Source organism: Pseudomonas sp. WMBT8, assembly GCF_050916005.1.
Classification (GTDB): Bacteria; Pseudomonadota; Gammaproteobacteria; order Pseudomonadales; family Pseudomonadaceae; genus Aquipseudomonas.
Genome location: NZ_CP188096.1, coordinates 3,781,167 through 3,803,930, shown reverse-complemented (window position 1 = coordinate 3,803,930; position 22,764 = coordinate 3,781,167). Strand labels below are relative to the sequence as shown.

At 62.6% G+C, this 22,764-nt stretch carries 23 protein-coding genes; 11 read left to right on the top strand and 12 right to left on the bottom strand.

Annotated elements, in window-relative coordinates; translation table 11 throughout:
* Nucleotides 1-10 precede the first annotated feature (10 nt).
* The 3 genes from ACO77H_RS17395 (at nt 11) to ACO77H_RS17385 (ending at nt 2,567) form a co-directional block, all read left to right on the top strand.
* A complete protein-coding gene (locus ACO77H_RS17395; protein ID WP_010173153.1) occupies nt 11-415 on the top strand; it encodes a TraR/DksA family transcriptional regulator in 405 nt (134 codons plus the stop codon).
* Between the two features lie 227 nt (nt 416-642).
* Nucleotides 643-2,238, top strand: coding sequence for a methyl-accepting chemotaxis protein (locus ACO77H_RS17390; protein WP_170043736.1), 1,596 nt, complete (start codon nt 643-645; stop codon nt 2,236-2,238).
* 125 nt (nt 2,239-2,363) lie between these two features.
* On the top strand, nt 2,364-2,567 hold the full coding sequence (locus ACO77H_RS17385; RefSeq protein WP_032861075.1) for a hypothetical protein: 204 nt from the start codon (nt 2,364-2,366) through the stop codon (nt 2,565-2,567).
* 7 nt (nt 2,568-2,574) lie between these two features.
* Here the strand turns inward: ACO77H_RS17385 and ACO77H_RS17380 are convergent, their stop codons facing one another.
* Nucleotides 2,575-2,811 carry a DUF2789 domain-containing protein gene (locus ACO77H_RS17380; protein WP_169954722.1) on the bottom strand — a complete coding sequence of 79 codons (237 nt, stop codon included), beginning with the start codon at nt 2,809-2,811 and terminating at the stop codon, nt 2,575-2,577.
* Between the two features lie 81 nt (nt 2,812-2,892).
* Entirely contained in the window at nt 2,893-3,147 is a 255-nt protein-coding gene (locus ACO77H_RS17375; RefSeq protein ID WP_169954704.1) for a hypothetical protein, read from the bottom strand.
* Between the two features lie 366 nt (nt 3,148-3,513).
* Here ACO77H_RS17375 and ACO77H_RS17370 point away from each other — a divergent pair, with 366 nt between their 5' ends.
* Together ACO77H_RS17370 and ACO77H_RS17365 are read left to right on the top strand one after the other, a co-directional pair.
* Nucleotides 3,514-3,984, top strand: a complete 471-nt coding sequence (locus ACO77H_RS17370; protein ID WP_076964285.1) for a hypothetical protein — start codon at nt 3,514-3,516, stop codon at nt 3,982-3,984.
* 121 nt (nt 3,985-4,105) lie between these two features.
* Nucleotides 4,106-5,122, top strand: coding sequence for an ABC transporter substrate-binding protein (locus ACO77H_RS17365; RefSeq protein WP_432754353.1), 1,017 nt, complete (start codon nt 4,106-4,108; stop codon nt 5,120-5,122).
* A gap of 137 nt (nt 5,123-5,259) precedes the next feature.
* Here ACO77H_RS17365 and ACO77H_RS17360 read toward each other — a convergent pair whose 3' ends face one another.
* The gene (locus ACO77H_RS17360) at nt 5,260-7,374 is read right to left on the bottom strand and encodes a TonB-dependent receptor (RefSeq protein ID WP_432754352.1); all 2,115 of its coding nucleotides are present in this window, start codon (nt 7,372-7,374) and stop codon (nt 5,260-5,262) included.
* A 95-nt stretch (nt 7,375-7,469) separates the two neighbouring features.
* Nucleotides 7,470-7,859: a DUF2946 family protein gene (locus ACO77H_RS17355; protein ID WP_169954719.1), complete on the bottom strand. Its 390-nt coding sequence runs from the start codon at nt 7,857-7,859 to the stop codon at nt 7,470-7,472.
* Between the two features lie 90 nt (nt 7,860-7,949).
* Between ACO77H_RS17355 and ACO77H_RS17350 the strand changes: the two genes are divergently transcribed.
* Complete coding sequence (locus ACO77H_RS17350; protein WP_432754351.1) at nt 7,950-8,387, top strand: DUF3995 domain-containing protein; 438 nt, start codon at nt 7,950-7,952, stop codon at nt 8,385-8,387.
* Nucleotides 8,388-8,539: 152 nt separating this feature from the next.
* On the opposite strand, the gene ACO77H_RS17345 is transcribed toward ACO77H_RS17350, so the two are convergent.
* The 7 genes from ACO77H_RS17345 to ACO77H_RS17315 all read right to left on the bottom strand — a co-directional run bounded on the left by ACO77H_RS17345 (nt 8,540) and on the right by ACO77H_RS17315 (nt 15,645).
* A complete protein-coding gene (locus ACO77H_RS17345; RefSeq protein WP_169954717.1) occupies nt 8,540-8,908 on the bottom strand; it encodes a Na+/H+ antiporter subunit G in 369 nt (122 codons plus the stop codon).
* Complete coding sequence (locus tag ACO77H_RS17340) at nt 8,905-9,183, bottom strand: K+/H+ antiporter subunit F (protein WP_038440496.1); 279 nt, start codon at nt 9,181-9,183, stop codon at nt 8,905-8,907. Before ACO77H_RS17340 ends, ACO77H_RS17345 begins: the two co-directional genes overlap by 4 nt.
* Nucleotides 9,180-9,668 (bottom strand): Na+/H+ antiporter subunit E, encoded by a 489-nt coding sequence (locus ACO77H_RS17335; RefSeq protein ID WP_170043741.1) that lies wholly within the window; start codon nt 9,666-9,668, stop codon nt 9,180-9,182. The genes ACO77H_RS17340 and ACO77H_RS17335 overlap by 4 nt, the downstream gene beginning before the upstream one ends.
* Nucleotides 9,665-11,347, bottom strand: coding sequence for a monovalent cation/H+ antiporter subunit D (locus tag ACO77H_RS17330; protein ID WP_169954715.1), 1,683 nt, complete (start codon nt 11,345-11,347; stop codon nt 9,665-9,667). Before ACO77H_RS17330 ends, ACO77H_RS17335 begins: the two co-directional genes overlap by 4 nt.
* On the bottom strand, nt 11,344-11,688 hold the full coding sequence (locus tag ACO77H_RS17325) for a Na+/H+ antiporter subunit C (RefSeq protein WP_005789164.1): 345 nt from the start codon (nt 11,686-11,688) through the stop codon (nt 11,344-11,346). Before ACO77H_RS17325 ends, ACO77H_RS17330 begins: the two co-directional genes overlap by 4 nt.
* Complete coding sequence (locus ACO77H_RS17320; RefSeq protein ID WP_432754350.1) at nt 11,688-14,615, bottom strand: monovalent cation/H+ antiporter subunit A; 2,928 nt, start codon at nt 14,613-14,615, stop codon at nt 11,688-11,690. Before ACO77H_RS17320 ends, ACO77H_RS17325 begins: the two co-directional genes overlap by 1 nt.
* Nucleotides 14,616-14,745: 130 nt before the next feature.
* Nucleotides 14,746-15,645: a DMT family transporter gene (locus tag ACO77H_RS17315; RefSeq protein WP_169954713.1), complete on the bottom strand. Its 900-nt coding sequence runs from the start codon at nt 15,643-15,645 to the stop codon at nt 14,746-14,748.
* A 92-nt stretch (nt 15,646-15,737) separates the two neighbouring features.
* Here ACO77H_RS17315 and ACO77H_RS17310 point away from each other — a divergent pair, with 92 nt between their 5' ends.
* A complete protein-coding gene (locus ACO77H_RS17310; RefSeq protein ID WP_169954712.1) occupies nt 15,738-16,301 on the top strand; it encodes a cupin domain-containing protein in 564 nt (187 codons plus the stop codon).
* Here the strand turns inward: ACO77H_RS17310 and ACO77H_RS17305 are convergent.
* A complete protein-coding gene (locus ACO77H_RS17305) occupies nt 16,298-16,666 on the bottom strand; it encodes a cupin domain-containing protein (RefSeq protein WP_170043744.1) in 369 nt (122 codons plus the stop codon). The genes ACO77H_RS17310 and ACO77H_RS17305 overlap by 4 nt on opposite strands.
* 174 nt (nt 16,667-16,840) lie before the next feature.
* Here ACO77H_RS17305 and ACO77H_RS17300 point away from each other — a divergent pair, with 174 nt between their 5' ends.
* From ACO77H_RS17300 to ACO77H_RS17285, 4 genes are read left to right on the top strand one after another with little or no spacing between them, the layout of a single operon-like run.
* Nucleotides 16,841-19,003, top strand: a complete 2,163-nt coding sequence (locus ACO77H_RS17300; protein WP_169954711.1) for a TonB-dependent siderophore receptor — start codon at nt 16,841-16,843, stop codon at nt 19,001-19,003.
* A 4-nt stretch (nt 19,004-19,007) separates the two neighbouring features.
* On the top strand, nt 19,008-20,354 hold the full coding sequence (locus ACO77H_RS17295) for a hypothetical protein (protein ID WP_432754349.1): 1,347 nt from the start codon (nt 19,008-19,010) through the stop codon (nt 20,352-20,354).
* A gap of 23 nt (nt 20,355-20,377) precedes the next feature.
* Nucleotides 20,378-21,382 carry a hypothetical protein gene (locus tag ACO77H_RS17290; RefSeq protein WP_432754348.1) on the top strand — a complete coding sequence of 335 codons (1,005 nt, stop codon included), beginning with the start codon at nt 20,378-20,380 and terminating at the stop codon, nt 21,380-21,382.
* Nucleotides 21,370-22,761 (top strand): MATE family efflux transporter, encoded by a 1,392-nt coding sequence (locus ACO77H_RS17285; protein ID WP_432754347.1) that lies wholly within the window; start codon nt 21,370-21,372, stop codon nt 22,759-22,761. The genes ACO77H_RS17290 and ACO77H_RS17285 overlap by 13 nt, the downstream gene beginning before the upstream one ends.
* Nucleotides 22,762-22,764: the final 3 nt, after the last annotated feature.

Sequence of the window (22,764 nt, the reverse complement as noted above, 5' to 3'; positions counted from 1 at the left end):
AGAGAAATCAATGACAAAGGAAAAGTTGCTGGCCATGCCGGCGGATGACTACATGAATGCCGAGCAGCACGCTTTTTTCGAGCAGTTGTTGCAAGACATGAAAGTCGAGCACCACGAGCGCATTGAGCAGAACCGCATCGCCATTGAAAGCCTGGACACCCCGGCTGACCCTGCTGACGCTGCTTCGGTAGAAGAAGAGCGCACCTGGCTGGTCAACGCCATCGACCGCGACCAGCGCATGCTGCCGCAACTTGAACAGGCCCTGGGCCGTATCAAGGAAGATTCCTTTGGCTGGTGTGATGACAGCGGCGAGCCTATCGGCCTCAAGCGCCTGCTGATCAGCCCGACCACCAAGTACTGCATCGAAGCGCAAGAGCGCCACGAGCAAATCGACAAGCATCAGCGCCAAGCCTGATCTGTTTGATTGTGTAGGGAGCTGGCTTGGCGAAGGCGGTCGATCAACACCGCTATCGCCAGCAAGCTGGCTCCTGCAGTGATCCTGCGCGTGTCATCCCCCCGTCTATTGATCTGCTGCAAGCCCTAACACCAAAGGCCCATAGATAATGGCCAATTAGTGGCGTTTAATGCAGAGACAATAATGACAAGCAGTGGGGTAACAAGCATGCTGGGGATGGATCTCTGATGGGCGCCGCCGTGGTGCCGCACGCGGTGAGCCGCCAACTGCCTGGCTGGGTCACACCGTTCCTGCAAAGCATCGCCCTGGTGCTGGTATTGTCGGGCCTGGCGTTTGCCGACCTGTCGATGTACCTCTGCGTGCCCGTGGCCCTGTTGCTGGTCTGGCTACCGCTGCTGAAAAAGCCGGCCCGCAGCCTTGCGCCGGCTGTCGTCGAGGATGCCATTGGCGCGTTGACCCGCGATCTGTCCTACACCACCAGCCATAACGCGCTGTCAGCCGCCGGCGTGGCCTATTCGGTCAAGCAACTGGCGGCCCGCCTGCAATCGCAATTGGGCGCCGCCCAGCAAATCGTCAGCAGTGCCGAAGTGATGATTGGCACTGAGCAACTGACGTCCCAGCTCAGTCGTGAAGCCCTCGGCGCGGCGGGCCAGGCCCATCAGCGCAGCACCGAGGGGCGCGCGGTGCTCGGAGAGTCCATCAGCCGCATGCATCAACTCAGCCAGCGCGCCAGCGACAGCCGGCAATTGATCGAGGCCCTGAGCCAGCGCAGCGAAGAGATCCAGCGCGTGACCCTGGTGATTCAGTCGATTGCCAGCCAGACCAACCTGCTGGCCTTGAATGCCGCCATTGAAGCCGCCCGGGCCGGTGAGCATGGGCGCGGGTTCGCCGTGGTGGCCGATGAGGTGCGCGGCCTGGCCGGCCGTACGGCGACTGCCACCGACGAAGTCGGGGTGATGGTGGCGGACATCCAGCAGCGCACCGCCCAGGTGGTGGAGCAAATCCGCCAGTTGTCCGTGGATCTGCAGGCCGGTGTCGAGCAAGTGGAGCACGCCGGCGAGCAACTGGAGAGCATTGCCACGTTGGCGGCGGGGGTGGAAGGCCAGGTCAACGCGATTGCCCAGGGCACCGAGACCAATCGGGTGCAGCTCGACAGCCTGTTCCATGCGGTGGAGCAGATGCGCAGCGACCTGACCGTCAGCGACCAGCAGACCCAGCAGTTGGCCGAGGCCGCCATACAAATGGAAGGGCAGGCCGAAACGATCAGCGAGCGCCTGGCCGAAGTCGGCCTGGACGATTATCACCAGCGCATCTACGACCTCGCCCGCGAAGGCGCGAGCCGCATCGCCGCGCAGTTCGAGGCGGATGTCCAGCAGAACCGCATCAGCCTCGATGACTTGTTCAATCGCAGCTACACACCGATTGCCAACAGCCAGCCGACCAAGTACCACAGCCGTTTCGACGGCTACACCGACCAGGTATTGCCCGCTATCCAGGAAGCCTTGCTGCCCCGGCACGAAGGCCTGGTGTTCGCGATTGCCTGCACGCCACAGGGCTATGTGCCGACGCACAACAAGGTGTTTTCCCAGGCGCTTACCGGAGATGTTCAGGTGGACGCGGTGAACAATCGCACCAAGCGCAAGTTTGAAGACCGCACCGGCATCCGCTGCGGCAGCCACCAGCAGGCTGTGCTGTTGCAGACCTATACCCGTGATACCGGCGAGTTGATGCACGATCTGTCCGTGCCGATCATGGTCAGCGGCCGGCATTGGGGCGGCTTGCGCCTGGGCTATAAGCCTGAGGGGCAGGCTGGCGCGCACTAGGCCCAGGCACGGATTGTTGCGTGTTATGCAAGGAAGCTTTTACGCCGATAGCTTTTTCCGGCGTGAGGAACAGCTTAAGATGCTGCACATTGTTAGCTAGCTAACTAATCCTGCGGAGAACTTCCATGCAAAGCAAAGTCGATGTAGCGGTGATGATTGGCAGCGGTGTGCCACAGACCCTGCGTGCGCTGGGCCTGAGGGCCTGCTGGGTGGTGTTGCTCAACGGTGAACAGCGCGGCACGGCCTTCGCCAGTCGCGACGAAGCCCAGGAATGCCGCGCGGCCTGGCAGGCGCTGCTGGACCTGGAGCGCTCAGACCGCCTGCACTGACTGCAGGTTATACGCTCTGGTGCAGGCGCTGGTTCAGCTCATCCACGGCAATCGCCCAGTCCGCGTCTTCGCGCAGTTCTTCCTTGAGGAACTGCGCCTGTTGCGGGGTCCAGAAGGGCGCGTCGATCAGCTTCACAGTCTCTGCCAGGGGATGTTCACCGATAAACGTGTCGATGGCAGCAGGCGAGGCCTCCAACCCCAACTGTTCGAACAGGTCTTGCAAGGTATGCGTTGGCGCGTCCATGTCATTCTCCACGATAGTTAAGTCTCTACTCGTATGGGAGGCGTGCCAGCGCGCATAGTTCGATTTTGCTTGAGTCGCGTGTCAACGGGCATTGATGCACAGGAGAGCTTCCAACTCCTTGGCCAGGGCGCAGGCCTTGTTATGGTCACTGCGAAAGCCCTTGATCCGACCGCTGGGCACTTCCAGGATATGGAAAAAATTCTTGCCCGCCGGGACGACCCGATAGAGGGCGAAATCCGGGCACGCGTTGTGGGCATACACGCTGTAGAATAGCGCGCTATCCTTGCGCGATAAGGTGTCGCGAGTCAGTGTCGGTTCGCGATGAAGTCTTTGCATGGCGAGCTCCTGTTGATCTGTTGACCTGCTTGCAGCATTTCGGGTGGTTTTAAGCCGCGTTGCTGTTCTAATATTGTTGTCGGCAGCCCGCGTTCGGTTCCATCCAACGTTTTTCCTTGGTTTTTGGCTGTCGGAAAACCACCCTTTCAAATGGGGTATTCTCTGAAGTGGGGCGTCCAGTATTCTCTGGCCGATAAACCTGTGATTTCCTGCACCGCCTGACGACCTTGTACAAGGGCTGTCAGGCACGGCTGTACGAGTCTGGCGGGAATCAACTTCAGTTTTTTAATGTACCGTGCCGTATCGGCCTTTTTTGTGCTGTCTGCCCTGGGCGGGCGGCGCTTTTTTAGATGTGGGGGCGTTTCCTTGGCAGTTAGTAATCTGGATATGCACGCATTGTTCGTGCTGGGTGATTTGCGCGCGAAGTTGGTTAAGCAGTTTCAGTCGCGGTTTGTTTACATCACGGAACAAACCCCGGAAGGCATTTACATTGCTGAAATCGATACCGAAACAGCGTTGGTGGTCGATGACAAACCTCGCCTGGAGCTCAAGGTCGGCGATCACTTTCGCGCCGCAGTCCTGCCCAGCCGTGAAGGTGGCAAGTTCGAGCTGAAGTTTCGCGATATCAAGTTGACGGTCTATGGCCTGGGTGACTACGCGTTTGTTTCCACGGCGCAGGGCGAGGGCATTGTGTTCAAGGAAGGTCACAGCGTGATGCTGGTGTTCGCCGCCAATGAACAACTGCAGGAAGGCCTGAGCAAGACCCTCAAGGCCGTGACCGGCAAGGCCGCCAAGTGGCGCAAGGGTGAACTGGTGACTTTCAAGGCCAGCGAGTAATAAGCGAGCGCACCGGCAATCGGTTGAACCTCTACTACAGTTGGGTGGACTTAATTATTCAGGGCTTTCGCATGACAGCAAAGCCATCCGCCATGGCTGTGTAAACGCGAGGTTCAAAGGCATGAAAGCAATACGAGCGCTGTTGGCAGCATCCCTTACCGCCGCGGGCCTGTCGATGGCGGCCGCACCGGTAGCGGCTGCCCAGGCGCCCATTCATTTTGCCGACCTGAATTGGGAAAGTGGCAGCCTGATCACCGAAGTACTGCGCTTTATTGTCGAGAAGGGCTACGACCTGCCCACCGATACCCTGCCCGGTACCACCATCACCCTGGAAACCGCCCTGGCCAAGAATGATATCCAGGTGATCGGCGAGGAATGGGCGGGCCGCAGCCCGGTGTGGGTCAAGGCTGAGGCTGAAGGCAAGGTGGTTGGTCTGGGCGATACCGTCAAGGGCGCGACCGAAGGCTGGTGGGTCCCGGAGTACGTGATCAAGGGCGACCCGGACAAAGGGATCAAGCCACTGGCCCCTGAGCTGCGCAGCGTACAGGACCTGGCGCGCTATAAAGATGTGTTCAAGGACCCGGAGGCCCCCGGCAAGGGACGGTTCCTCAACAGCCCTATCGGCTGGACTTCGGAGGTGGTCAATAAGCAGAAGCTCAAGGCTTATGGCCTGGAGGACAGCTACGTCAACTTTCGTAGCGGTTCGGGCGCGGCGCTGGATGCCGAGATAGCCTCGTCGATCCGCCGTGGCAGGCCAATCCTGTTTTACTACTGGTCGCCGACCCCACTGATGGGGCGCTACAAGTTGATCCAGTTGGAGGAACCTGCCTTCGACGCCGAGGCGTGGAAGACCCTGACGGATGCCGACAACCCCAACCCCAAGCCGACGCGTTCGTTGGCGTCCAAACTGAGCATTGGCGTGTCCACGCCGTTCCAGAAGGAATATCCGCAGATTGCCGGGTTCTTCGAAAAGGTCGAGTTTCCAATTGGACCGTTGAACGAAGCCCTGGCAACCATGAGCGAAAAGCACACCCCGCCGCGCGAAGTGGCACAGGCGTTTCTCAAAGAGCATCCGCAAGTGTGGAAGGCCTGGTTGACGGAGGATGTGGCTACAAAGGTCCAAGCCAGCCTGAAATAGCCACGCCGTCACTGCAAACGACGATCCAAATGTGGGAGCGGGCTTGCCCGCGATAGCGGTGTGTCAGTCAAGTATTTCTAACCTGATACACCGCCATCGCGGGCAAGCCCGCTCCCACAGTTTTGATTGCGCTCCCCTTAAAACTTGGTTTGCACCGCCAATTCAAAGGTACGCGGCGACCCCAGGTAATACGCCGGCGACACATGGGCAAACTGCGCATATACCTCGTTGGTCAGGTTACGCACCCGGCCCGTGACCGAGGTGTGTTGATCGACCTTGTAGGTCAGGAACGTGCCAAACAAGGTGTACGCCGGCACTGTCAGGGTGTTGGCATTATCGGCGTACACCTGCGCCACATACCGCACATCCACGCCACCTTGCCAGGCCGGGGCGATGTCATAAGTCAGCCACAGGTTGCCTACGCGCTTGGGCACGTTGGTCGGCGTGTTGCCCTTGCGCGATACCACTGCGCCGCTGGCGATTTTTTCTTTGAAATCATCGTATTGCGCATCGACCCAGGCGAAATTGCCTTCGGCCAACAGCCTGGGGGTAATGCGCAACGAGCTGGCCAGTTCGATGCCCTTGGACGACTGCGCACCCACCGCAATACTGCGGGTGGGGTCTTGTGGGTCGGTCACGGCAAAGTCCTTGCGCTCGATGTGGTAGGCGGCCACGGTGGCTGAACCGCGCCCGTCCAGGTAATCGAACTTGCTGCCCACTTCCCATTGCTTGCCGGTGGAGACATCAAACACCTGGGTGGTGCTGGTGGGCTGTTCGGCTGCGGTGCTGTATTGCACATAGACATTGGCCGCCGGGATGAACTGATAGGTCAGGCCCACGCGCCCGGTCACCGGCTCCCAACGGCGCTTGACGTTACCCAGGTTGTCGCGGTGGCTGGTCACGTCCAGGTCGATGGCGTCATAACGCAGGCCGCTCAGCAGCGACAGCTTGTCGGTCAGGCCCAGGCGGTTCTCGACAAACAGCGCCTTGGTCGTCACTTCGGTGGTCTTGTCCTTGATAAATCCCGGCTTGGTGCCTGGCAGGTCGTAGAAATGCCCCGGATCGTAGTGGTTGGGGTCCACTGCGTTCTTGGCCGACACGTTCAGCGGGCTGGCGGTGGTGCTGTTGACCTTGTATTCGAAACCGCCGGACCAGGTGCTGGCCAGGCCGAACACGCTGCTGTCATGGCGCAGCTCGAACTGGTTGCCGTCCTGCTCGCCCTGATGGCGCACCTGATAGGCCGTCGAACGGTTCACCAGGCTGTTATCGGCGTTGTACTGGTAGGTCTCCAGGTTGCGGTAGTCGCGCTGGCTGTCCAGGTGATAGAGGGTGTTGCGCAGGGTGGTGCTGTCGTTGATCCGGTAATCGATGATCGACCGGGCCCAGATCGTGCGTTGTTCGTAGCGGCCATCGGCGACGTTGTAGTTGTTGAAGCGGTTGTGCCTGTCGATTTTCAGCTCGCCGGCCTTGGGATTGAGCACCGGGGTGCCCCAGTATGGGCTGTCCTCGTGTTCGTCCTGGTACTCCAGGGCCAGGGTATGGGACAGGTTGGGCGTGAGGTCGCTGAGCAGGGAAAAGGCCACGCTCCAGGCATCGCGTTGCTGGCGGTCGATATGGGTATGGTTGGTGTTGCGGCTGACATCCAGGCGCGCGTAGTGCTGGACCTCGGCACCGGGCTCGGTCAGGGCGTGGTTGAGGCCCAGGGCGATGCCGGTGGTGTCGTAGCTGCCGTAGTTGATCTGGCCTTCGACGGCCTGCTCCTCGCGGGTGGCCAGCTTGGTCACGTAGTTCAGCGAGCCGCCCACGGAGCCGGCGCCGTTGATCAACGAGGAGGGACCGCCCACCAGCTCCACCCGGTCATAAATCCATGCGTCCACGGGCCGTGCCAGGCCACCGGCGACGTTGATGCCATTGAACATCTGGGTGATCTGGCTGCTGGTAAAGCCCCGATAGGAAATAAACCCGCCAAACCCCGGCGGCGCACTGGCGTTGACCCCGGGCAGGGTGTTGGCCGCATCCTGGAAGGTCTTGGCGCCACGGCGCTCGATATCGTGGCGGTCGGCGATGCTGACCGAGGCCGGGGTTTCCCGCACGCTCAGGCCCAGGCGCGAGGCCATGCCGCTGGATTGGTCCAGGGCCAGGCCCGGCTCGTTGGCGGCGGCGCCGTCGATGGTGGTGGGGGCCAGCTCAAGGGCCCAGGCGCAAAAAGGCAGGCAGCCGAACAGGCCCGCCAATAGAGGTAAATGTTTCATCGATAAATCCTGAAAAGCAGGGCTTGAAAGCAACGCACAGCCGCCCGCGCTTCCCTGGGGAAGCCGCGCGGTGTGCGGATCAAAAAGCGCAGGTATCAGGCGTAGGCAGGCGGGGCGCGCGGATTAGCCGCAGGCCAGGTGAAGCGGGTGGGAATGTCAGCGGTGAGTACCACCGCCGGCGGTGGCGCGTGAGGCTGGGGCAGTACCGCAACGTTAAGGCTGGAGTTGAGCGCCGGGCCCATGCCGCCGGTGGAACACAGCGGGCAACCGAAGGCCTTGGACAGCGTGGGCAGCGACTGATCGCCGGTGTTTACGGGGGCTGGCGCCTGGGTGCGGGGGTCTACGGTACAGAACTGGCCGCCAATGCCGTTGAGCTGCATGCCGACCATTTGCCCATGGCCAATACTGCAGGCGAACACGTTGAACAGGACGCAGCCATAGAGCATCCAGGCAATCAACGAGCGGTCGGCACGGGCGAGTTTCATGGGGCGGCACTTTATCACCAGACGACTAAATGCCTGCAAAAAATCTGAAAAGGACTATCCTCTTTCGCACTTTTCCAGGGGTATCCAACCATGAGCTTTGTCATTGCGAGGTGGGTCGTCGGGGTATTTGCGTTTATCAGCATGATCCATGTGTACTGGGCCGCAGGCGGCAAGCTGGGCAGCAGCGTAGCGATCCCGCAACTGCCCGGCGAATTCGCCAGCGGGCCACGGCCGGCGTTCAAGGCGTCGGCGCTGGGTACGTTCCTGGTGGCCGTGGGGTTGGTGCTGATTGCCGTGTTGGTGTGCCTGCGGGCGGGGCTGTTCTTCCAGCCGGTGGGGCATCAGGCCCTGCAATGGGGGATCAGCGCGATTGCCCTGATCATGTTTGGGCGGGCGATTGGTGATTCGGAGCTGGTGGGGTTCTTCAAGAAAGTCGGCGGGTCACGGTTCGCGCGGTTGGATACGTTTTTCTATTCGCCACTGTGCCTGGTGTTGGGGGCGGGGTTGCTGGTCGTCGCCTGGACCTGACTGACGGTATGCAGGGCCAAATGTGGGAGCGGGCTTGTCGGATCGCCGCATCGCCGCGAAGACGTCGGCCCAGCAAACATTGATGTTGACTGACCCACGGCCTTCGCGAGCAAGCCCGCTCCCACATTGTTTACCGCGTATATTCAGAGGGATCAGCTACCGCTGTCAGCCCTGCGGCTGCTGACCTCGGCCGGTACATTTTCCCCCGCCATGCGCTTGCGAAACAACGACGTGCGCGCCAGCAACAGGGTGGTTACCGGCACGGTGATCGACAGCAAAATCGGGATCAACCAGCCATGCAGCACCGGCCCGGACTTGAGGGTCGAGAAGTAGATAATCGACGCCAGCGCTACGCACCACGCGCCGAGCGTCGAAGCCAGCGCCGGTGGGTGCATACGCTGGAAAAAATCCTTCATCCGCAACAGCCCGAGCGCACCAATCAACGCAAACAGGCTGCTGAGCAGCAGCAGGATCGCCACGATAATTTCCACCCACAGTGGCAGTTCACTGACATTGATCATTCGATCACCTCACCACGCAGCAGGAATTTGGCCAAGGCAAACGAGCCGACAAAGCCGAACAGCGCAATCAGCAGCGCCGCCTCGAAGTAGGTATCACTGGCATAGCGAATGCCCAGCACCAGCATCATCAGCATCGCCAGGATATACAGGTAGTCCAGGGCCAGGACCCGGTCCTGGGCCGAGGGGCCCTTGAACAGGCGCACCAGGGTCAGGACCATGGCCAGGGAAAACAGGAACAGGCTCAACAGGATCGCATTGGCGAGCAGGGCACTCATTCGAAGATCTCCATCAGGGGCCGTTCGTAGGCCTGCTTGAAGTGCTCGATAAACTGCGCTTCGTCATCCAGGTCGAACACGTGCAGCAACAGGATGCTGCGGTCCAGGGCCAGTTCCGACCACACGGTGCCGGGGGTCACGCTGGTGATCATCGACAGCACCGCCAGGCCGTTGGCGTCACGCAGGTCCAGGGGGATTTTGACAAAGCGCGAGCGCGGCGGCCGTGTACCGCAGGTCAAGACGCCCCACGCCACGTGCAGGTTGGAGATGATCACATCGCGCCCGACCAGGAAAAACAGGCCAATGATCACCCCTGGGCGGCGGATACGCACCGGCAGTGGGCGCAGCGGCGCCATCATCAGCGGCGCGAGCAGGCCCAGGAGCGCCCCCAGCAGCAGGTTGCCGGGGCTGATCGACAGGTTCAGCACCAGCCACAGCACCCATAACGCCAATGACAGTAACGGGGCAGGGAACAGGCGCTTCATGGCTGCACCTCCACGGCGGCGGCCTGGGCTTGCGGGCTGAGCACCGGGCGCGTGGCCATGACGGCCATGACGTAGTGCTCGGGGTTGTTCAGGCTGGCGGCAGTGTCCTGGGTAAAGCGCATGAGCATTTCTGCCTTGAAGGTCAGGCCAATCGCCAGGCCAAGCAAGACGAAGATCGGGATGCACTCAAAGCGGCGCAGCAGCGGCGAGGGCCGCTCCTCTGGGGTCCAGAAGCGTTGGATGCCCAGGCGCGCAAAAGCGATCAGCGAGGCCAGGCCCGAGAAGATCAACAACGCCACCAGGCCCCAGGCTGCCGGTCGAATCGGCGCATCCACGGCCTGGCCCAGGCCCAGCGGGTTGATCAGCGCGCTGAGCAGGCTGAGCTTGCCGATAAACCCCGACAGCGGCGGCATGCCGATGATCAGCAGGGCGCAGGCAATAAAGCTCAGGCCCAGGAACGCCATGGTCCACGGGATGACCTGGCCGACCACGGCCTTTTGCTCATCGTCCAGGTTGGTGCCCTTGGGCGGGTGCAGGGATTCGACTGGCCGTGGCAACACTTCGATTTCATCGTCCAGGGGCAGCTCGTTGGCCGAGCGCGAGCGTTCGACCAGTTCGGCCAGCAGGAACAGCGCGCTCAACGCCAGGGTCGAGCTGACCAGGTAGAACAGCGCGCCGGCCGTCAGGCTGGGCTGGGCGAAGCCTACCGCCGACAGCAGGATGCCTGCCGAGACCAGGATGCTCAGGCTCGCCATGCGCTCCAGGCGCTGGGCGGCGAGCATCGCCAGGGCGGCGCAGAGGATGGTGGCCATGCCGCCGTACACCAGCCAGTCGCCGCCAAACAGCGCCGAGGCGCCGGCTTGCCCGGAAAACAGTAGGGTCCACAGGCGCAACACGGTGTACACGCCGACCTTGGTCATGATCGCAAACATCGCCGCTACCGGCGCGCTGGCCGAGGAGTAGGCCGGCGCCAGCCAGAAGTTCAAAGGCCACATGCCGGCCTTGGCCAGGAACGCGGTGGCGAGGATCGCCGCGCCGGCATGCAGCAGGCCGCGATCGGCTTGCGGGACCAGCGGGATCTTGAGCGCCAGGTCAGCGAAATTCAGGGTGCCGGTGACCCCGTAGATCAGCGCCGCACCAATCAGGAACAGCGACGAAGCCAGCAGGTTGATCGAGATGTAATGCAGCCCCGACGACACCCGCGCCCGGCCCGAACCGTGCAACATCAAGCCGTAGGACGCGGCCAGCAGCACCTCGAAGAACACGAACAGGTTGAACAGGTCGGCGGTGAGGAAGGCACCGTAGAGGCCCATCAACTGGATCTGGAACAGCGCATGGAAACTGGTGCCGGCGCGGTCCCAGCGGGCCATGGCGAACAGCAGGGCGCTGACGCCGATGATCCCGGTGAGCACCAGCATCAGGGCCGACAGTTGATCCACCACCAGCACGATGCCGAACGGCACCTGCCAGTTGCCCGGCAGGTAGACGCCGATGGAGGCGGGGCCGCCTTGCTGCGTCCAGTACAGCATCAACATCGCGATGCCCAGGCCGGTCATGCTCGACAGCAGGTTGATCTTGGCCTTGAGCGGGCGGTGTTTCTCGCCCAGCATCATCATCAACGCAGCGGTCAGCAACGGCAGCAGGATCGGCGCGATGATCAGTTGGTTCATCCAGCTCATTCCTTGGGCTCCCGGCCGTCCACATGGTCAGTGCCGGTCAGGCCCCGGGACGCCAGCAGCACCACCAGGAACAGCGCGGTCATGGCGAAGCTGATCACAATCGCCGTCAGCACCAGGGCCTGGGGCAGGGGATCGGTGTAATTGAGCAGGTCCTGGGGCACGCCGTCCTTGATGATCGGTTCCTTGCCGATAAACAGGCTGCCCATGCTGAAGATGAACAGGTTGACCCCATAGGACAACAGGCACAGGCCCATCACCACCTGGAACGTCCGTGGCCGCAGCACCAGCCAGACGCCGGAGGCCGCCAGGACCCCAATGGCAATTGCGATGACTTCTTCCATCAGGCAGCAGCTCCTTGTGGTGGCGTGGCGGCGGCTTTCGCCTGGTTGCCGGGTTTATGGGCCCGCACCGATTGGTGGCCGAGGGCGGTGAGCATCAGCAGGGTCGAGCCGACCACCATGGCGTACACACCCACGTCAAAAAACAGCGCGCTGGCGATATGGATGTCGCCCAGCACCGGCAAGCTGAGGTGCAGGGTGCTGGTGGTGAGGAACGGGTAGCCGAAGAACAGCGCGCCAAGCCCGGTCAGGGTTGCCGACAACAGTCCGAAGCCCATCCAGCGCATCGGCCGCAGGTTCATCTGCGCCTCGACCCACTGGGTGCCGGCGACCATGTATTGCAGGATAAACGCCACCGACATCACCAGCCCGGCGACAAAACCGCCGCCCGGCTGGTTGTGGCCGCGCATGAACAGGTAGAACGACACCACCAGGGCAATCGGCAGCAGCAGGCGCACCAGCACCGCGGGCACCATCATAAAGCCCAGGGCGGTGTCGCTGGCCTGGCGTGGGTTGACCAGGTCGGTGTCCACGTCCGGCGCCAACAGCCGCTGTTGCGCGGGCAGTTGCTCGCTTTCCTTGGGCGGGCGGAAGCGCCGTAGCAGCGCATACACCGTCAAGGCCACGGCGCCCAGCACGGTGATTTCGCCCAGGGTATCGAAACCCCGGAAGTCCACGAGCATCACATTCACCACATTGCTGCCGCCGCCTTCAGGCAGGGCGCGGCTGAGGTAGAACGAGGAAATATCGTTGGGGGTCTGGCGGGTGAGCATCGCATAGGACAACAGCGCCATGCCGCCACCGACCACGGTCGACAGCAGCAAGTCGCGCAAGCGGCGAATGCGCGCCTTGCGCAACGAGCTCGGGAGTGGCGAGACCTCTTCGATCCGCCGTGGCAGCCAGCGCAGGCCCAGCAGGATCAATACCGTCGTCACCACCTCGACCACCAGTTGCGTCAGCGCCAGGTCCGGCGCGGAGAACCAGACAAAAGTCACGCAGGTCATCAGGCCGCACACGCTGACCATGGTCAGGGCCGCCAGCCGGTGGTACTTGGCTTGCCAGGCGGCGCCCAGGGCGCAGGCAATCGCGAGCAGCCACAGGGTGACGAACACGATGGAGCCAGGGATCTTCGGCCGGTCGCCCCAGCTCAGGCTGCTGCCCAGCATGGGGATCATCCCGGCGATCACCGCCACCAGCACCAGCAGGAACAATTGGGTCTGCAGGCGCTTGGTGCTGATGCGTTTCTCGACCTTGCGCACGCCACGCATCATCACCACCAGGCAGCGCTCGAACATGCGCTTGCCGTTGAAGTAGCTGATGATCGGCGGGTACTTGAAGCGCCCGCGCTTGAGTTGCTTGCGCAGCAGCAGGTACAGGACCACGCCGCCGGTCATGGCCACCAGGCTCATGATCATCGGGGCGTTCCAGCCGTGCCAGATCGCCAGGCTGTACTGGGGCAACACGCCGCCGACCACCGGCAGGGCGGCAGCGGCGAGGATCGCACCGACCACCTGGGCCGGGAAGATCCCCACCAGCAGGCAGGTAAACACCAGCAACTCGACCGGTGCGCGCATCCAGCGTGGCGGTTCGTGGGGCGTGTGCGGCAGGTCAGTGGCGGCCGGGCCGAAGAACACATCCACGGTGAAGCGCAAGGCATAGGCCACGCTGAAGGTGCCGGCGATGGTCGCGATCACCGGCAGGGCGATTTCCACCCACTGGGTCGAGGAGATGAATACCGTCTCGGCGAAGAACATCTCTTTGGACAGGAAGCCGTTGAGCAACGGCACCCCGGCCATGGAGGCGCTGGCGACCATGGCCAGGGTCGCGGTAAACGGGATCAGGCGCACCAGGCCGCTGAGCTTGCGGATATCGCGGGTGCCGCTTTCGTGGTCGATGATGCCCGCGGCCATGAACAGCGAGGCCTTGAACGTAGCGTGGTTGAGGATATGGAACACGGCGGCGACGGCGGCCAGCGGGCTGTTGAGGCCCAGCAGCAGGGTGATCAGGCCCAGGTGACTGATAGTGGAGTAGGCCAGCAGGCCCTTGAGATCGTTCTGGAACATCGCGCAATACGCGCCGAGCAACAGGGTCAGGGCGCCGGCACCGCCGACCATCCAGAACCACTCTTCGCTGCCCGACAACGAGGGCCACAGGCGGGCCAGCAGGAACACGCCGGCCTTCACCATCGTGGCCGAGTGCAGGTAGGCCGACACGGGTGTCGGTGCGGCCATGGCGTGGGGGAGCCAGAAGTGGAAGGGGAATTGCGCGCTTTTGCTCAGGGCACCGATCAGGATCAGCGTCAGCAGGATGGGGTAGAGGGAGTGGGCACGGATCTGGTCACCGGCGGCGAGCACCTGGTCCAGATCGTAACTGCCGACGACATGGCCGAGCAGCATGACCCCCGCCAGCAGGCACAACCCGCCTGCACCGGTGACCATCAGCGCCATATAGGCCCCCCGGCGCGCATCGGAGCGGTGGTGCCAATAGCCGATCAACAGGAACGAGAACAGGCTGGTCAGTTCCCAGAAAAACACGATCTGGATCAGGTTGCCGGAGATCACCAACCCGAGCATCGCGCCCATGAACGCCAGAAAAAACGCGAAGAAACGCGGCACCGGATCATCCGGCGACATGTAATAGCGGGCGTACAAAGACACCAGGCTACCGATGCCCAGTACCAGCATCGAGAACAGCCAGGCAAAGCCATCCATGCGCAACACAAAGTCCAGGCCCAGGCTGGGCAGCCAGGAAAATTCTTCGCGGATCACGCCACCGTCGGCGATCTGGGGGTAGAGCAGGGCGACTTGTACGGTACCGACCAGAGCCACAAGGCCGGCCAGCAGGGATTCAGTATTACGTGCGTTATGCGGCAGCAAGGCCGCCAGACAGCTGCCGATGAAAGGCAGAAGCAGTAGAACTATCAGGGACATAGGCTTCTAATCTGCGGTGGTTTGGGATGCATCATACGTGCCGGAAACCGGATTACCAAACGGCAACCTGTGGCAGGATCCTACAAGATGGACCGAAAACCCCTATCTGTCGCGCTGTAGGAGCCGGCTCCTATAGGGAAACGGGCTTTTGCTCCCGCGTCTTTATCTCGCTGACAATCACCGCCGCCACAATCAACACCGCGCCGAGCATGGCAATCGGCGGGAAACGCTCGCCGGCAATCCGCCCAATTATCCCGGCCCACACCGGTTCACCGGCATAGATCAGGGTGGCGCGGGTGGGCGAGACGCTTTTCTGCGCCCAGTTCATCGCCAGTTGAATCACCGCGCTGGTCAGGCCCAGGCCCACGGCGCTGAACAGCAGTACCCAGGAAAAGTCCGGCAATGCCTCGCCCGTGGGCACTACCAGCAGGAACGACAGCAACGAGGCGGTGGCCAGTTGCACCACGGTCACCCGGCGCACATCCACCTGGCCGGCATAGGCGCTGATCAGGATGATTTCGGCGGCAATTGCGATAGCACCGATCAAAGTGGCGATTTCGCCGGGGCTGAAATTCAACGATGCGCCGGCCGGTCCGGTCAAAAGCATCAGGCCGGCGAAGGCCAGCATGATGCCAATGCTCGGCATCAACCCCGGGCGCCGTCCCAGCACCAGCCATTGCAGCAGCGGTACGAAGGGCACGTAGAGCGCGGTGATAAACGCCGACTGGCTGCTGAGGATGGTCTGCAGGCCAATGGTTTGCAGGCCGTAGCCAAACATGATCGCGGTGCCGATAAACACGCCGGCCTTGAGCTCAAAACGTGTCAGGCCACGCAGGTTGCGCAGGGAAAACAAGCCGACCACCAGTGCCGCCGCGGCAAAGCGCAAGCCGACGAAGAACATCGGCCCGCTGACGGTCATGGCATGTTGCACCAGGATAAACGTGCCGCCCCAGATCATGGTGATCAGCACCAGCACGCATTCGGCTTTGCTGAAGCGGGAAAACAATGGGGAGGCGGTCGAGGTGGTCATGGCGGCTCTGGTCTTGCACAGGAAGGGCGCGGAACGCACAATGCGCCGCAGCTGGGCAGTATACTGCGCAACCCTACCGAGTGAGCAATATAGTGCACAAAGAAAATCCGCAACGGGCCTCGGTCCTGCAGCACGTCAGCCAGAACGTTCGACGCCTGCGCCACGCGGCCGAGCTGAGCCAGACAGCCCTGGCAGAAAAGTCCGGGGTCAGCCGGCGCATGCTGGTGGCCATCGAGGCGGGTGAAAAGAACGTCAGCCTGTCCACCCTCGACCGCGTGGCCGAAGCCCTGGACGTGGCCTTCAGCGACCTGATCCAGGCCCCCGACGCCCGTGACCACAGCCGCATCAACGAACTGGCCTGGGCCGGTGAGATCGATGGCAGCAAGGCCGTATTGCTGGCCAAGGCCACCGCCCGGCGTGAGGTGGAGCTATGGGAATGGCGCCTGGAACCGGGCGATCGTTATTGCCCGGACCCAGACCTGGAAGGCTGGAGCGAGCAGTTGTTCGTGTTCGAGGGCAGCCTGACCCTGGTAGTGGATGACGTCGAAACCACCATCGCCGCCGGCGAGTTCTTTATGTTTCCCAGCCACCAGCCCCATGCCTATCGCAATGAGGGCCCAGTGGCGGTGCGCTTTATCCGCAACGTGGTGATCTAGATCCACACATCATTCTGCTGGGTCCGCTCGCCGCCCTGATTGCCGGTGTTCAACACGCCGCAGGGTTCGACCAGCAGCAACTTCACCTCGCCGTCGGCATACGGTTTGTGCTCGACGCCCCTGGGCACCACAAACATCTCGCCGGTGCCGATCTGTACCGCGCCATCGCGAAAATCAATGCGCAGCGCGCCTTCGAGGACGATAAAGGTCTCGTCGGTGTCCGCGTGGCTGTGCCAGATAAAATCCCCCTCGATCTTCACCACCTTGAATTGGTAGTCGTTCATCTGCGCGATGACCTTGGGTGTCCATTGCTCGCTGAACAGGCTGTATTTGTGCGCAAAGTTGATGGCGGTGTAGGAGGGCATGGCAGTCATCTCTGGTGATCGAAGCCTGACATTAAGTGCCACGTGAGAACGGGTATTGAATGATCGTGCGATTGTCAGGTTAAAAGAAACGTTATATTGTATCTCTTGAGATCGATTCTCAAGTGTTGCCGGGCTTGAGGTCGATACGTTTATTTTCGGCTCAAGGGATTGCAGATGAACCAGTTGCACGGGGTAGCTCCAGGGTTTTCGACGTTGTTGGCAGTAGGCCTGATGTCCTCGCTCACCGGCTTGCCCGCCGTCGCGGCGCTGGAACGTGAAGAGTCGGTCACCGAGCTTGAAGCCACGCGGGTCAGTGCGCCGCTGAACAAGGCCCTGGAAGTCAACGCCGGTGGCTTCGGCGCCAAGGATGCCATGGAGATCCCCCTGGCCATCCAGAGCTACTCCAGCAAGACCATCGCCGACAGCTCCGCACGCACCGCCGTGGATGTGCTGAGCCTCGACCCTTCGGTGCTCAGTTCGTCGGGCGGCAGCGGCTTTGACAACTTCCGCCTGCGCGGCTTTGCCATGGACAACTTCAACACCATCCGCCGCGATGGCCTGACCCTGGCCCCGCACCACGACGTGCCCCTGGAAAACGTCGAGCGCATCGACGTGCTCAAGGGGCCGTCGGGTTTCCTCTACGGCTTCAACTCGCCGGGCGGCACCATCAACTACATCCTCAAGCGCCCGACCCTGGAGCCGCTGCTCAATGTCAGCGTGCAAGGCTCCTCGTTGCTCGGCCGCTACGTGGCGATTGATACCAGCGATTCGTTCAACGATGGCGCCTTTGGCTATCGCCTGAATGCCGGCTACGAGAAAAACGGCGACTTCGACCATGCCCGCGACATGGAGCGCAAGTTTATCGGCCTGGCCACCGACTTGCGTCTGAGCGATCGCGCACTGTTGCAACTGAATGCCGACTGGTCGCGCAAGTCCACGGTCTCCGACCCGTTGCTGCGTGCCGACCAGAGCGGTCGCGCCAACCCGCTGGACCCGTCCAGCTATGTGCTGCCGCCCAAGGTCAATCGCCGCGATCTGTTGACCGGCTCCTGGTTCCGTCACCAGACCGAAGGCGCCAACCTCGATGCCAAGTTCGAGTACGAACTGGACGACAACTGGACCTCCGTGACCCAGGGCAACTACTCGCGGGTCGAGCGCCACGGCGGCTATAACGACCTGTTCGGGATCAAGCCCAACGGCGATATCGGCTCGGCCGACTTTTACGTGTCCCGTGGCGAAGTGTTCAGCACCTGGTCGCTGCAGTCGTACCTGGCCGGCAAATTCGCCACCGGCAACATCTATCACGACGTGTTCTTCGGCACCGGCTACAAGCAGTTCAAGGACGTCAGCCCGTTCTGGGATTCGGTGGACAGCGGCACTCCCGGCATCGGCATCGGTGATGTATCGGTGGGCAATATCCGCCACCCGGTCAATCCGCCCAAGTGGCATTTCGGCCCGGAACGGCCCACCGATTTTGTGTCTTCCATCAAGGAAACCTCGGTTTTTGCCAGCGACCTGATTTCCCTCACCGAGCAATTCCAGGTGATGCTCGGCGGGCGTTATATCTGGTACCGCGCGGATCAACTCTCGGCCATCGCGCCTTCGCAAAGCCATGACGTATTCGTGCCCAGCGCTGCGCTGATCTACCGGCCCTGGGACAGCGTGATGACTTACGTCAGCTACTCCAAAGGCTTTGAAAAAGGCGACTACGCCCCCTATAACGCGACCAACGCCAACCAGCCCACCGACGCCATCGAGTCCCAGCAATACGAGGTGGGCCTGAAGCTGGACCTCAATGATCGCCTGAACCTGGGCCTGGCGGTGTTCGATATCCGGCGCAAGGCCAGTTACCTGAACACCAGCAACACTTATGTGAGTAACGGTGAATTCCACCACCGTGGCGCCGAGCTGACCCTGTCCAACCGCGTCACTAATGCCCTGACTCTCAGCGCCAACGCCGCCTACCTGGCCACGCGCATGGAAGATGTGGATGACGTCACCGTGGACGGCAAACGCACCGAAAGCGTGCCCAAGTGGAAAGGCGCGGTCGGTGCCTTGTACACCGTGGCCGCTGTGCCCGGTCTGTCGTTGGACAGCACCGTCAGCTATGTCGGCAGCCGCCCGGTGGATGCGCAGAACAGCGGCTACATCCCCAGCTACACCTTGCTCGACGCCGGTATCAGCTACCGCTCGAAACTGGCGGATACCCCGGTGACCTACCGCCTGCACGGCAAGAACCTGACCAACAAGTACTACTACGCCAGCGCCTATTACCAGGGCGGGCTGGATGTGGGGCGCGAGCGCGAAGTGTTCCTGTCGGCCAAGTTCGAGTTCTAGAACCATGACGTCTTCCAGCTCATTGCCCGGCCTGCGCCACCTGTGGGTCGAGCGCCTGCTTGAGCGGCACGCGGGTACCTTGACCGAGTTGGTCGATGGTCTTGGCTCGCCGCTGCACTTGCTGTGCCCGCAGGTATTTCACGCCAATGTCGAAGCCTTCCAGCACAGCTTTACCCAGGCCCAGGTGCGCGGCAGCCTGCTGTTTGCCAAAAAGGCCAACAAGGCCAACTGCTTTACCCAGGCCTGCGCGCACTGTGCGATTGGCTTGGATGTGGCCAGCGTCGGCGAGCTGCAAAAGGCCCTGGCGGGCGGGGTGGCCGGCCGTGAGATCGGCGTGTCCGGGCCGCGTAAAAGCGATCAATTGCTTGGGTTGAGTTTGAGTCACCAGTGCCTGCTGGCGGTGGATTCGCTGGAGGAGTTGCTGCGTATCCAGCAATTGGCGTTATCCCTGCGCCAACGGGCGCGCCTGTTGTTGCGCTATTGCCCCGCCAGCCAGCCCCACAGCCGCTTCGGCCTCAATCCACGGGAGTGTGACCAGGCCCTGGTGTTTTGCCGCAAGCATGTGGCGAACCTGGATCTGCAAGGCTTTTCCTTTCACCTTGGTGGCTATGACACCGCGCAGCGTGCGCACGTCGCCAGCCACTTGGTCGACCTGTGCCAGGCCAGTGAGCTGGACGACTGCCGCACGGTCAACCTGGGCGGTGGCTTTGCCGTGCGCTATGTCGACCCGGCGCAGTGGCAGGCGTTTATGGCCGAGGACTGCGCCGAGCGCTACCACAGCGACAAGGGCTTCGCCGGCTTCTATCCCTATGGTGCGCCACGCGCCGGCGCCGAGGCCCTTGACGATGTCCTCGCCACGCCCGTGGGCCCCGGCCTGAGCCTGGCGCAAAAGGTCATCGAACAGGGCGTGCGGCTGATCATCGAACCCGGCCGCGCCTTGCTCGACCAGGCCGGTATCAGCGTGTTCCGCGTGCAGGGCGTCAAGGACCGCACGGCCTGCGACGGCTATGCCCAGGTCACCGTGCAGGGCAGCAGCTTCAACCTCTCCGAGCAGTGGTTCAACAGCGAGTTCTTGCCCGACCCGCTGCTGGTGCCGGCCTCGCCACGGCCGCGGTCGCCGTTTGTCGCGTGTATTGGCGGGTCCACCTGCCTGGAGTCGGACATGCTGACCTGGCGCAAAGTCGCCTTCGACTACCCGATCCAGGCGGGTGACTTGCTTATCTACCTCAATACCGCCGGCTATCAGATGGACTCCAACGAGTCACCGTTTCACGAAGCGCCATTGCCACACAAAGTGGTGCTGGAGCTGCGCAACCCCTACCTGCGCTGGAAGCTGGACAGCCTGGCTTGAGCGCATTCAACAAGGAGCCCCGAGTGAACAGTTTGAATAAACCCGCAGCCCCCGCCGACCTATGGGTGCTGCCCCAGGCTGCGCTCGAAGACCTGGGGGTGAGTTACCGTGAAGTGCTGCAGGTGGTCGAGCAGGCGTACAAGGCCTTGCGCAGCGGCGACTCGCAGAACCCGCTCAAGACCATTGTCGAACCTGCGGACCGCCACTCCATCAGCTACTCGATGGTCGGCCGCGATGGCGCCAGCCACACCGTGGGCTTCAAGGTGGTCTACGAGCATGACCCGCAACGCACCCGCGACGCCTATCAGTTCCACTCGTTTATCTTCCTGTGTGATGACCGCACCGGCCGCCCGATTGCCTTGATGGACGTGGTCAAGCTCGGCCCGCTGCGCACCTCGGCCACCTCGGCGCTGATGGCCCGGGCCGCCTGCCCGGATGCCCGCAGTGCCCTGGTGGTCGGTACCGGCGTGCAGGGCCAGGTGGCGTTGCCCATGTTGCTCGCGGCCATGCCGGACCTGGAGCGTTTGTATGTCTACGGGCACTACGCCGAGGGCCTGCGCGCGGTGCAGGACACCCTGCGCAAACACTATCCGCTGCGCGACGTGATCGTGGTCGATGACCTGCCGGCGGCGGCGGGCGAGGCCGATATCATCCTTGGCGTGGCCGGGCTTTCGGCACGCCAGCAAGTGCAGCGGGCGTGGCTCAAGCCGGGCGCCGTGGCGGTGCTGGTCGGCTATGGCATCGACGCCGACGTGCTGCACGGCGCCGACTACCTAATCGCCACCGACACCGCGCAGATGCAAGTCACCAGCGCCGACCTGGCCGCCGCCGACGGCAGCCTGCCCGAGGTAGACGCCGAACTGCCGGACATTCTCCTGGGCCTGGCGCCCGCACGTCGCGATCCAAGCGATGTGGTGTTCGCCTACAACAGCGGCATGGTGGTGACTGACGTCGCCCTCGGCCGCCTGATGGCCGACCGCGCCCTGGCGCAGAACCGTGGGCAGAGGGTCCAACTATGGTCGGCCTGACTGCCGCACAACCCGGCGCCTGGCGCGCCGACAGCCGGGCCCTGCTGTTGCTGGCGTTGCCGCTGATCCTGACCAACCTGGCCTACGTGGCCCTGACCACCATCGACATCGTGGTGCTCGGCATGCTGGGTGCCAAGGAGCTAGCCGCCGGTGGCCTGGCCATCGCGCTGTTCAACCAGTTGCGCACCACCGGCACTGGCCTGGTCACCGGCGTCAGCAACCTGGTGGCCCAGGCCAATGCCCAGGGCGATGAAGCCCGGGTGCGGGCGCTGTTGGTGGCGGGGCTGTTCTGGGCGACCGTCAGTGGCCTGGTGTTTATGGGGGTGTTGCTGGGGTTGCGCCAGCCGCTGACCTGGCTGGGCCAGGATGCCAGCGTGGTAGCCAATGCCATGGATTTCCTGCTGATCATTGCTCCCGGCCTGCTGCCTTGCCTGTGGTTTCAGGCGCTGCGCCACTTTACCGTGGGCCTGAAGTTCCCCGGGCCGTTGCTGGCCATCACCCTGGTGTCGATCTTCCTCACGGCGGCGCTGAACTACGTGCTGGTGTTCGGCAAGTTCGGCGTCCCGGCCTACGGGCTGGCGGGGGTGGCGATCACCAGCGCCGTGGTGTTCCTGCTGTCGTTCCTGATGTTCTTCGCGGTGGTACTGACCCATCGGCGCCTGGCCGGTTACTTCAAGCTTTCGCACCTGAGTTTTTCGCCGGCGGCGATCAAGGCGGTGTGGAAGCTCGGGCTGCCGATTGCCGGGACCTATGCCAGCGAGGCCGGGTTCTTCAGTGTGCTGACCCTGCTGATCGGCACCCTGGGCATGGAAGCGCTGGCGGCGCAGACCGTGCTCAACCAGATCATCTACATCGTGTTCATGTTTTCGGCGGGTATCTCCCATGCCGCCTCGATCCACATCAGCGAGGCCTGCGGCACCGGGCAGTATCAGCGCGCGCGGCAACTGGGGCGCCTGGGCCTGGGGCTGGGGCTGCTAGTCATGCTGCTGTTTGCCATTCCCTACGCACTGCTGCCCGAACAGGTGATCGGCCTGTTTATCAGCACCGAACACGCCAACAACCTGGATGCGGTGCGCCTGGCGACCACCGGTTTGTTGATCGCCATCGTCCTGCAGGTGTTCGACGCCAGCCAGAACATCGGCAACGGCATCCTGCGCGGCATCGGCGATACGGCGGGGCCACTGCGCATTTCCCTGTTCGGCTACTGGCTGGTGGGGCTGCCCGCCGCCTGGTTGCTGGGCATTGTCAGCCCCTACGGGATCTTTGGCGTGTGGGCCGGTTTGGCGATAGGCCTGGCGGCCACGGCGTTGCTGCTGATTGTTTCGTTTGAACGCCAACTCAACGCGCTGGACCGCGCGGGCGCTATCGCACTGTCATGACCA

What these genes read in the sequence shown, in the direction of transcription:
- ACO77H_RS17395 (WP_010173153.1), top strand. Translation starts at nt 11, where the DNA reads ATGACAAAGGAAAAGTTGCTGGCCATGCCGGCGGATGACTACATGAAT.
- ACO77H_RS17390 (WP_170043736.1), top strand. Translation starts at nt 643, where the DNA reads ATGGGCGCCGCCGTGGTGCCGCACGCGGTGAGCCGCCAACTGCCTGGC.
- ACO77H_RS17385 (WP_032861075.1), top strand. Translation starts at nt 2,364, where the DNA reads ATGCAAAGCAAAGTCGATGTAGCGGTGATGATTGGCAGCGGTGTGCCA.
- ACO77H_RS17380 (WP_169954722.1), bottom strand. Translation starts at nt 2,811, where the DNA reads ATGGACGCGCCAACGCATACCTTGCAAGACCTGTTCGAACAGTTGGGG.
- ACO77H_RS17375 (WP_169954704.1), bottom strand. Translation starts at nt 3,147, where the DNA reads ATGCAAAGACTTCATCGCGAACCGACACTGACTCGCGACACCTTATCG.
- ACO77H_RS17365 (WP_432754353.1), top strand. Translation starts at nt 4,106, where the DNA reads ATGAAAGCAATACGAGCGCTGTTGGCAGCATCCCTTACCGCCGCGGGC.
- ACO77H_RS17360 (WP_432754352.1), bottom strand. Translation starts at nt 7,374, where the DNA reads ATGAAACATTTACCTCTATTGGCGGGCCTGTTCGGCTGCCTGCCTTTT.
- ACO77H_RS17355 (WP_169954719.1), bottom strand. Translation starts at nt 7,859, where the DNA reads ATGAAACTCGCCCGTGCCGACCGCTCGTTGATTGCCTGGATGCTCTAT.
- ACO77H_RS17350 (WP_432754351.1), top strand. Translation starts at nt 7,950, where the DNA reads ATGAGCTTTGTCATTGCGAGGTGGGTCGTCGGGGTATTTGCGTTTATC.
- ACO77H_RS17345 (WP_169954717.1), bottom strand. Translation starts at nt 8,908, where the DNA reads ATGATCAATGTCAGTGAACTGCCACTGTGGGTGGAAATTATCGTGGCG.
- ACO77H_RS17340 (WP_038440496.1), bottom strand. Translation starts at nt 9,183, where the DNA reads ATGAGTGCCCTGCTCGCCAATGCGATCCTGTTGAGCCTGTTCCTGTTT.
- ACO77H_RS17335 (WP_170043741.1), bottom strand. Translation starts at nt 9,668, where the DNA reads ATGAAGCGCCTGTTCCCTGCCCCGTTACTGTCATTGGCGTTATGGGTG.
- ACO77H_RS17330 (WP_169954715.1), bottom strand. Translation starts at nt 11,347, where the DNA reads ATGAGCTGGATGAACCAACTGATCATCGCGCCGATCCTGCTGCCGTTG.
- ACO77H_RS17325 (WP_005789164.1), bottom strand. Translation starts at nt 11,688, where the DNA reads ATGGAAGAAGTCATCGCAATTGCCATTGGGGTCCTGGCGGCCTCCGGC.
- ACO77H_RS17320 (WP_432754350.1), bottom strand. Translation starts at nt 14,615, where the DNA reads ATGTCCCTGATAGTTCTACTGCTTCTGCCTTTCATCGGCAGCTGTCTG.
- ACO77H_RS17315 (WP_169954713.1), bottom strand. Translation starts at nt 15,645, where the DNA reads ATGACCACCTCGACCGCCTCCCCATTGTTTTCCCGCTTCAGCAAAGCC.
- ACO77H_RS17305 (WP_170043744.1), bottom strand. Translation starts at nt 16,666, where the DNA reads ATGCCCTCCTACACCGCCATCAACTTTGCGCACAAATACAGCCTGTTC.
- ACO77H_RS17300 (WP_169954711.1), top strand. Translation starts at nt 16,841, where the DNA reads ATGAACCAGTTGCACGGGGTAGCTCCAGGGTTTTCGACGTTGTTGGCA.
- ACO77H_RS17295 (WP_432754349.1), top strand. Translation starts at nt 19,008, where the DNA reads ATGACGTCTTCCAGCTCATTGCCCGGCCTGCGCCACCTGTGGGTCGAG.
- ACO77H_RS17285 (WP_432754347.1), top strand. Translation starts at nt 21,370, where the DNA reads ATGGTCGGCCTGACTGCCGCACAACCCGGCGCCTGGCGCGCCGACAGC.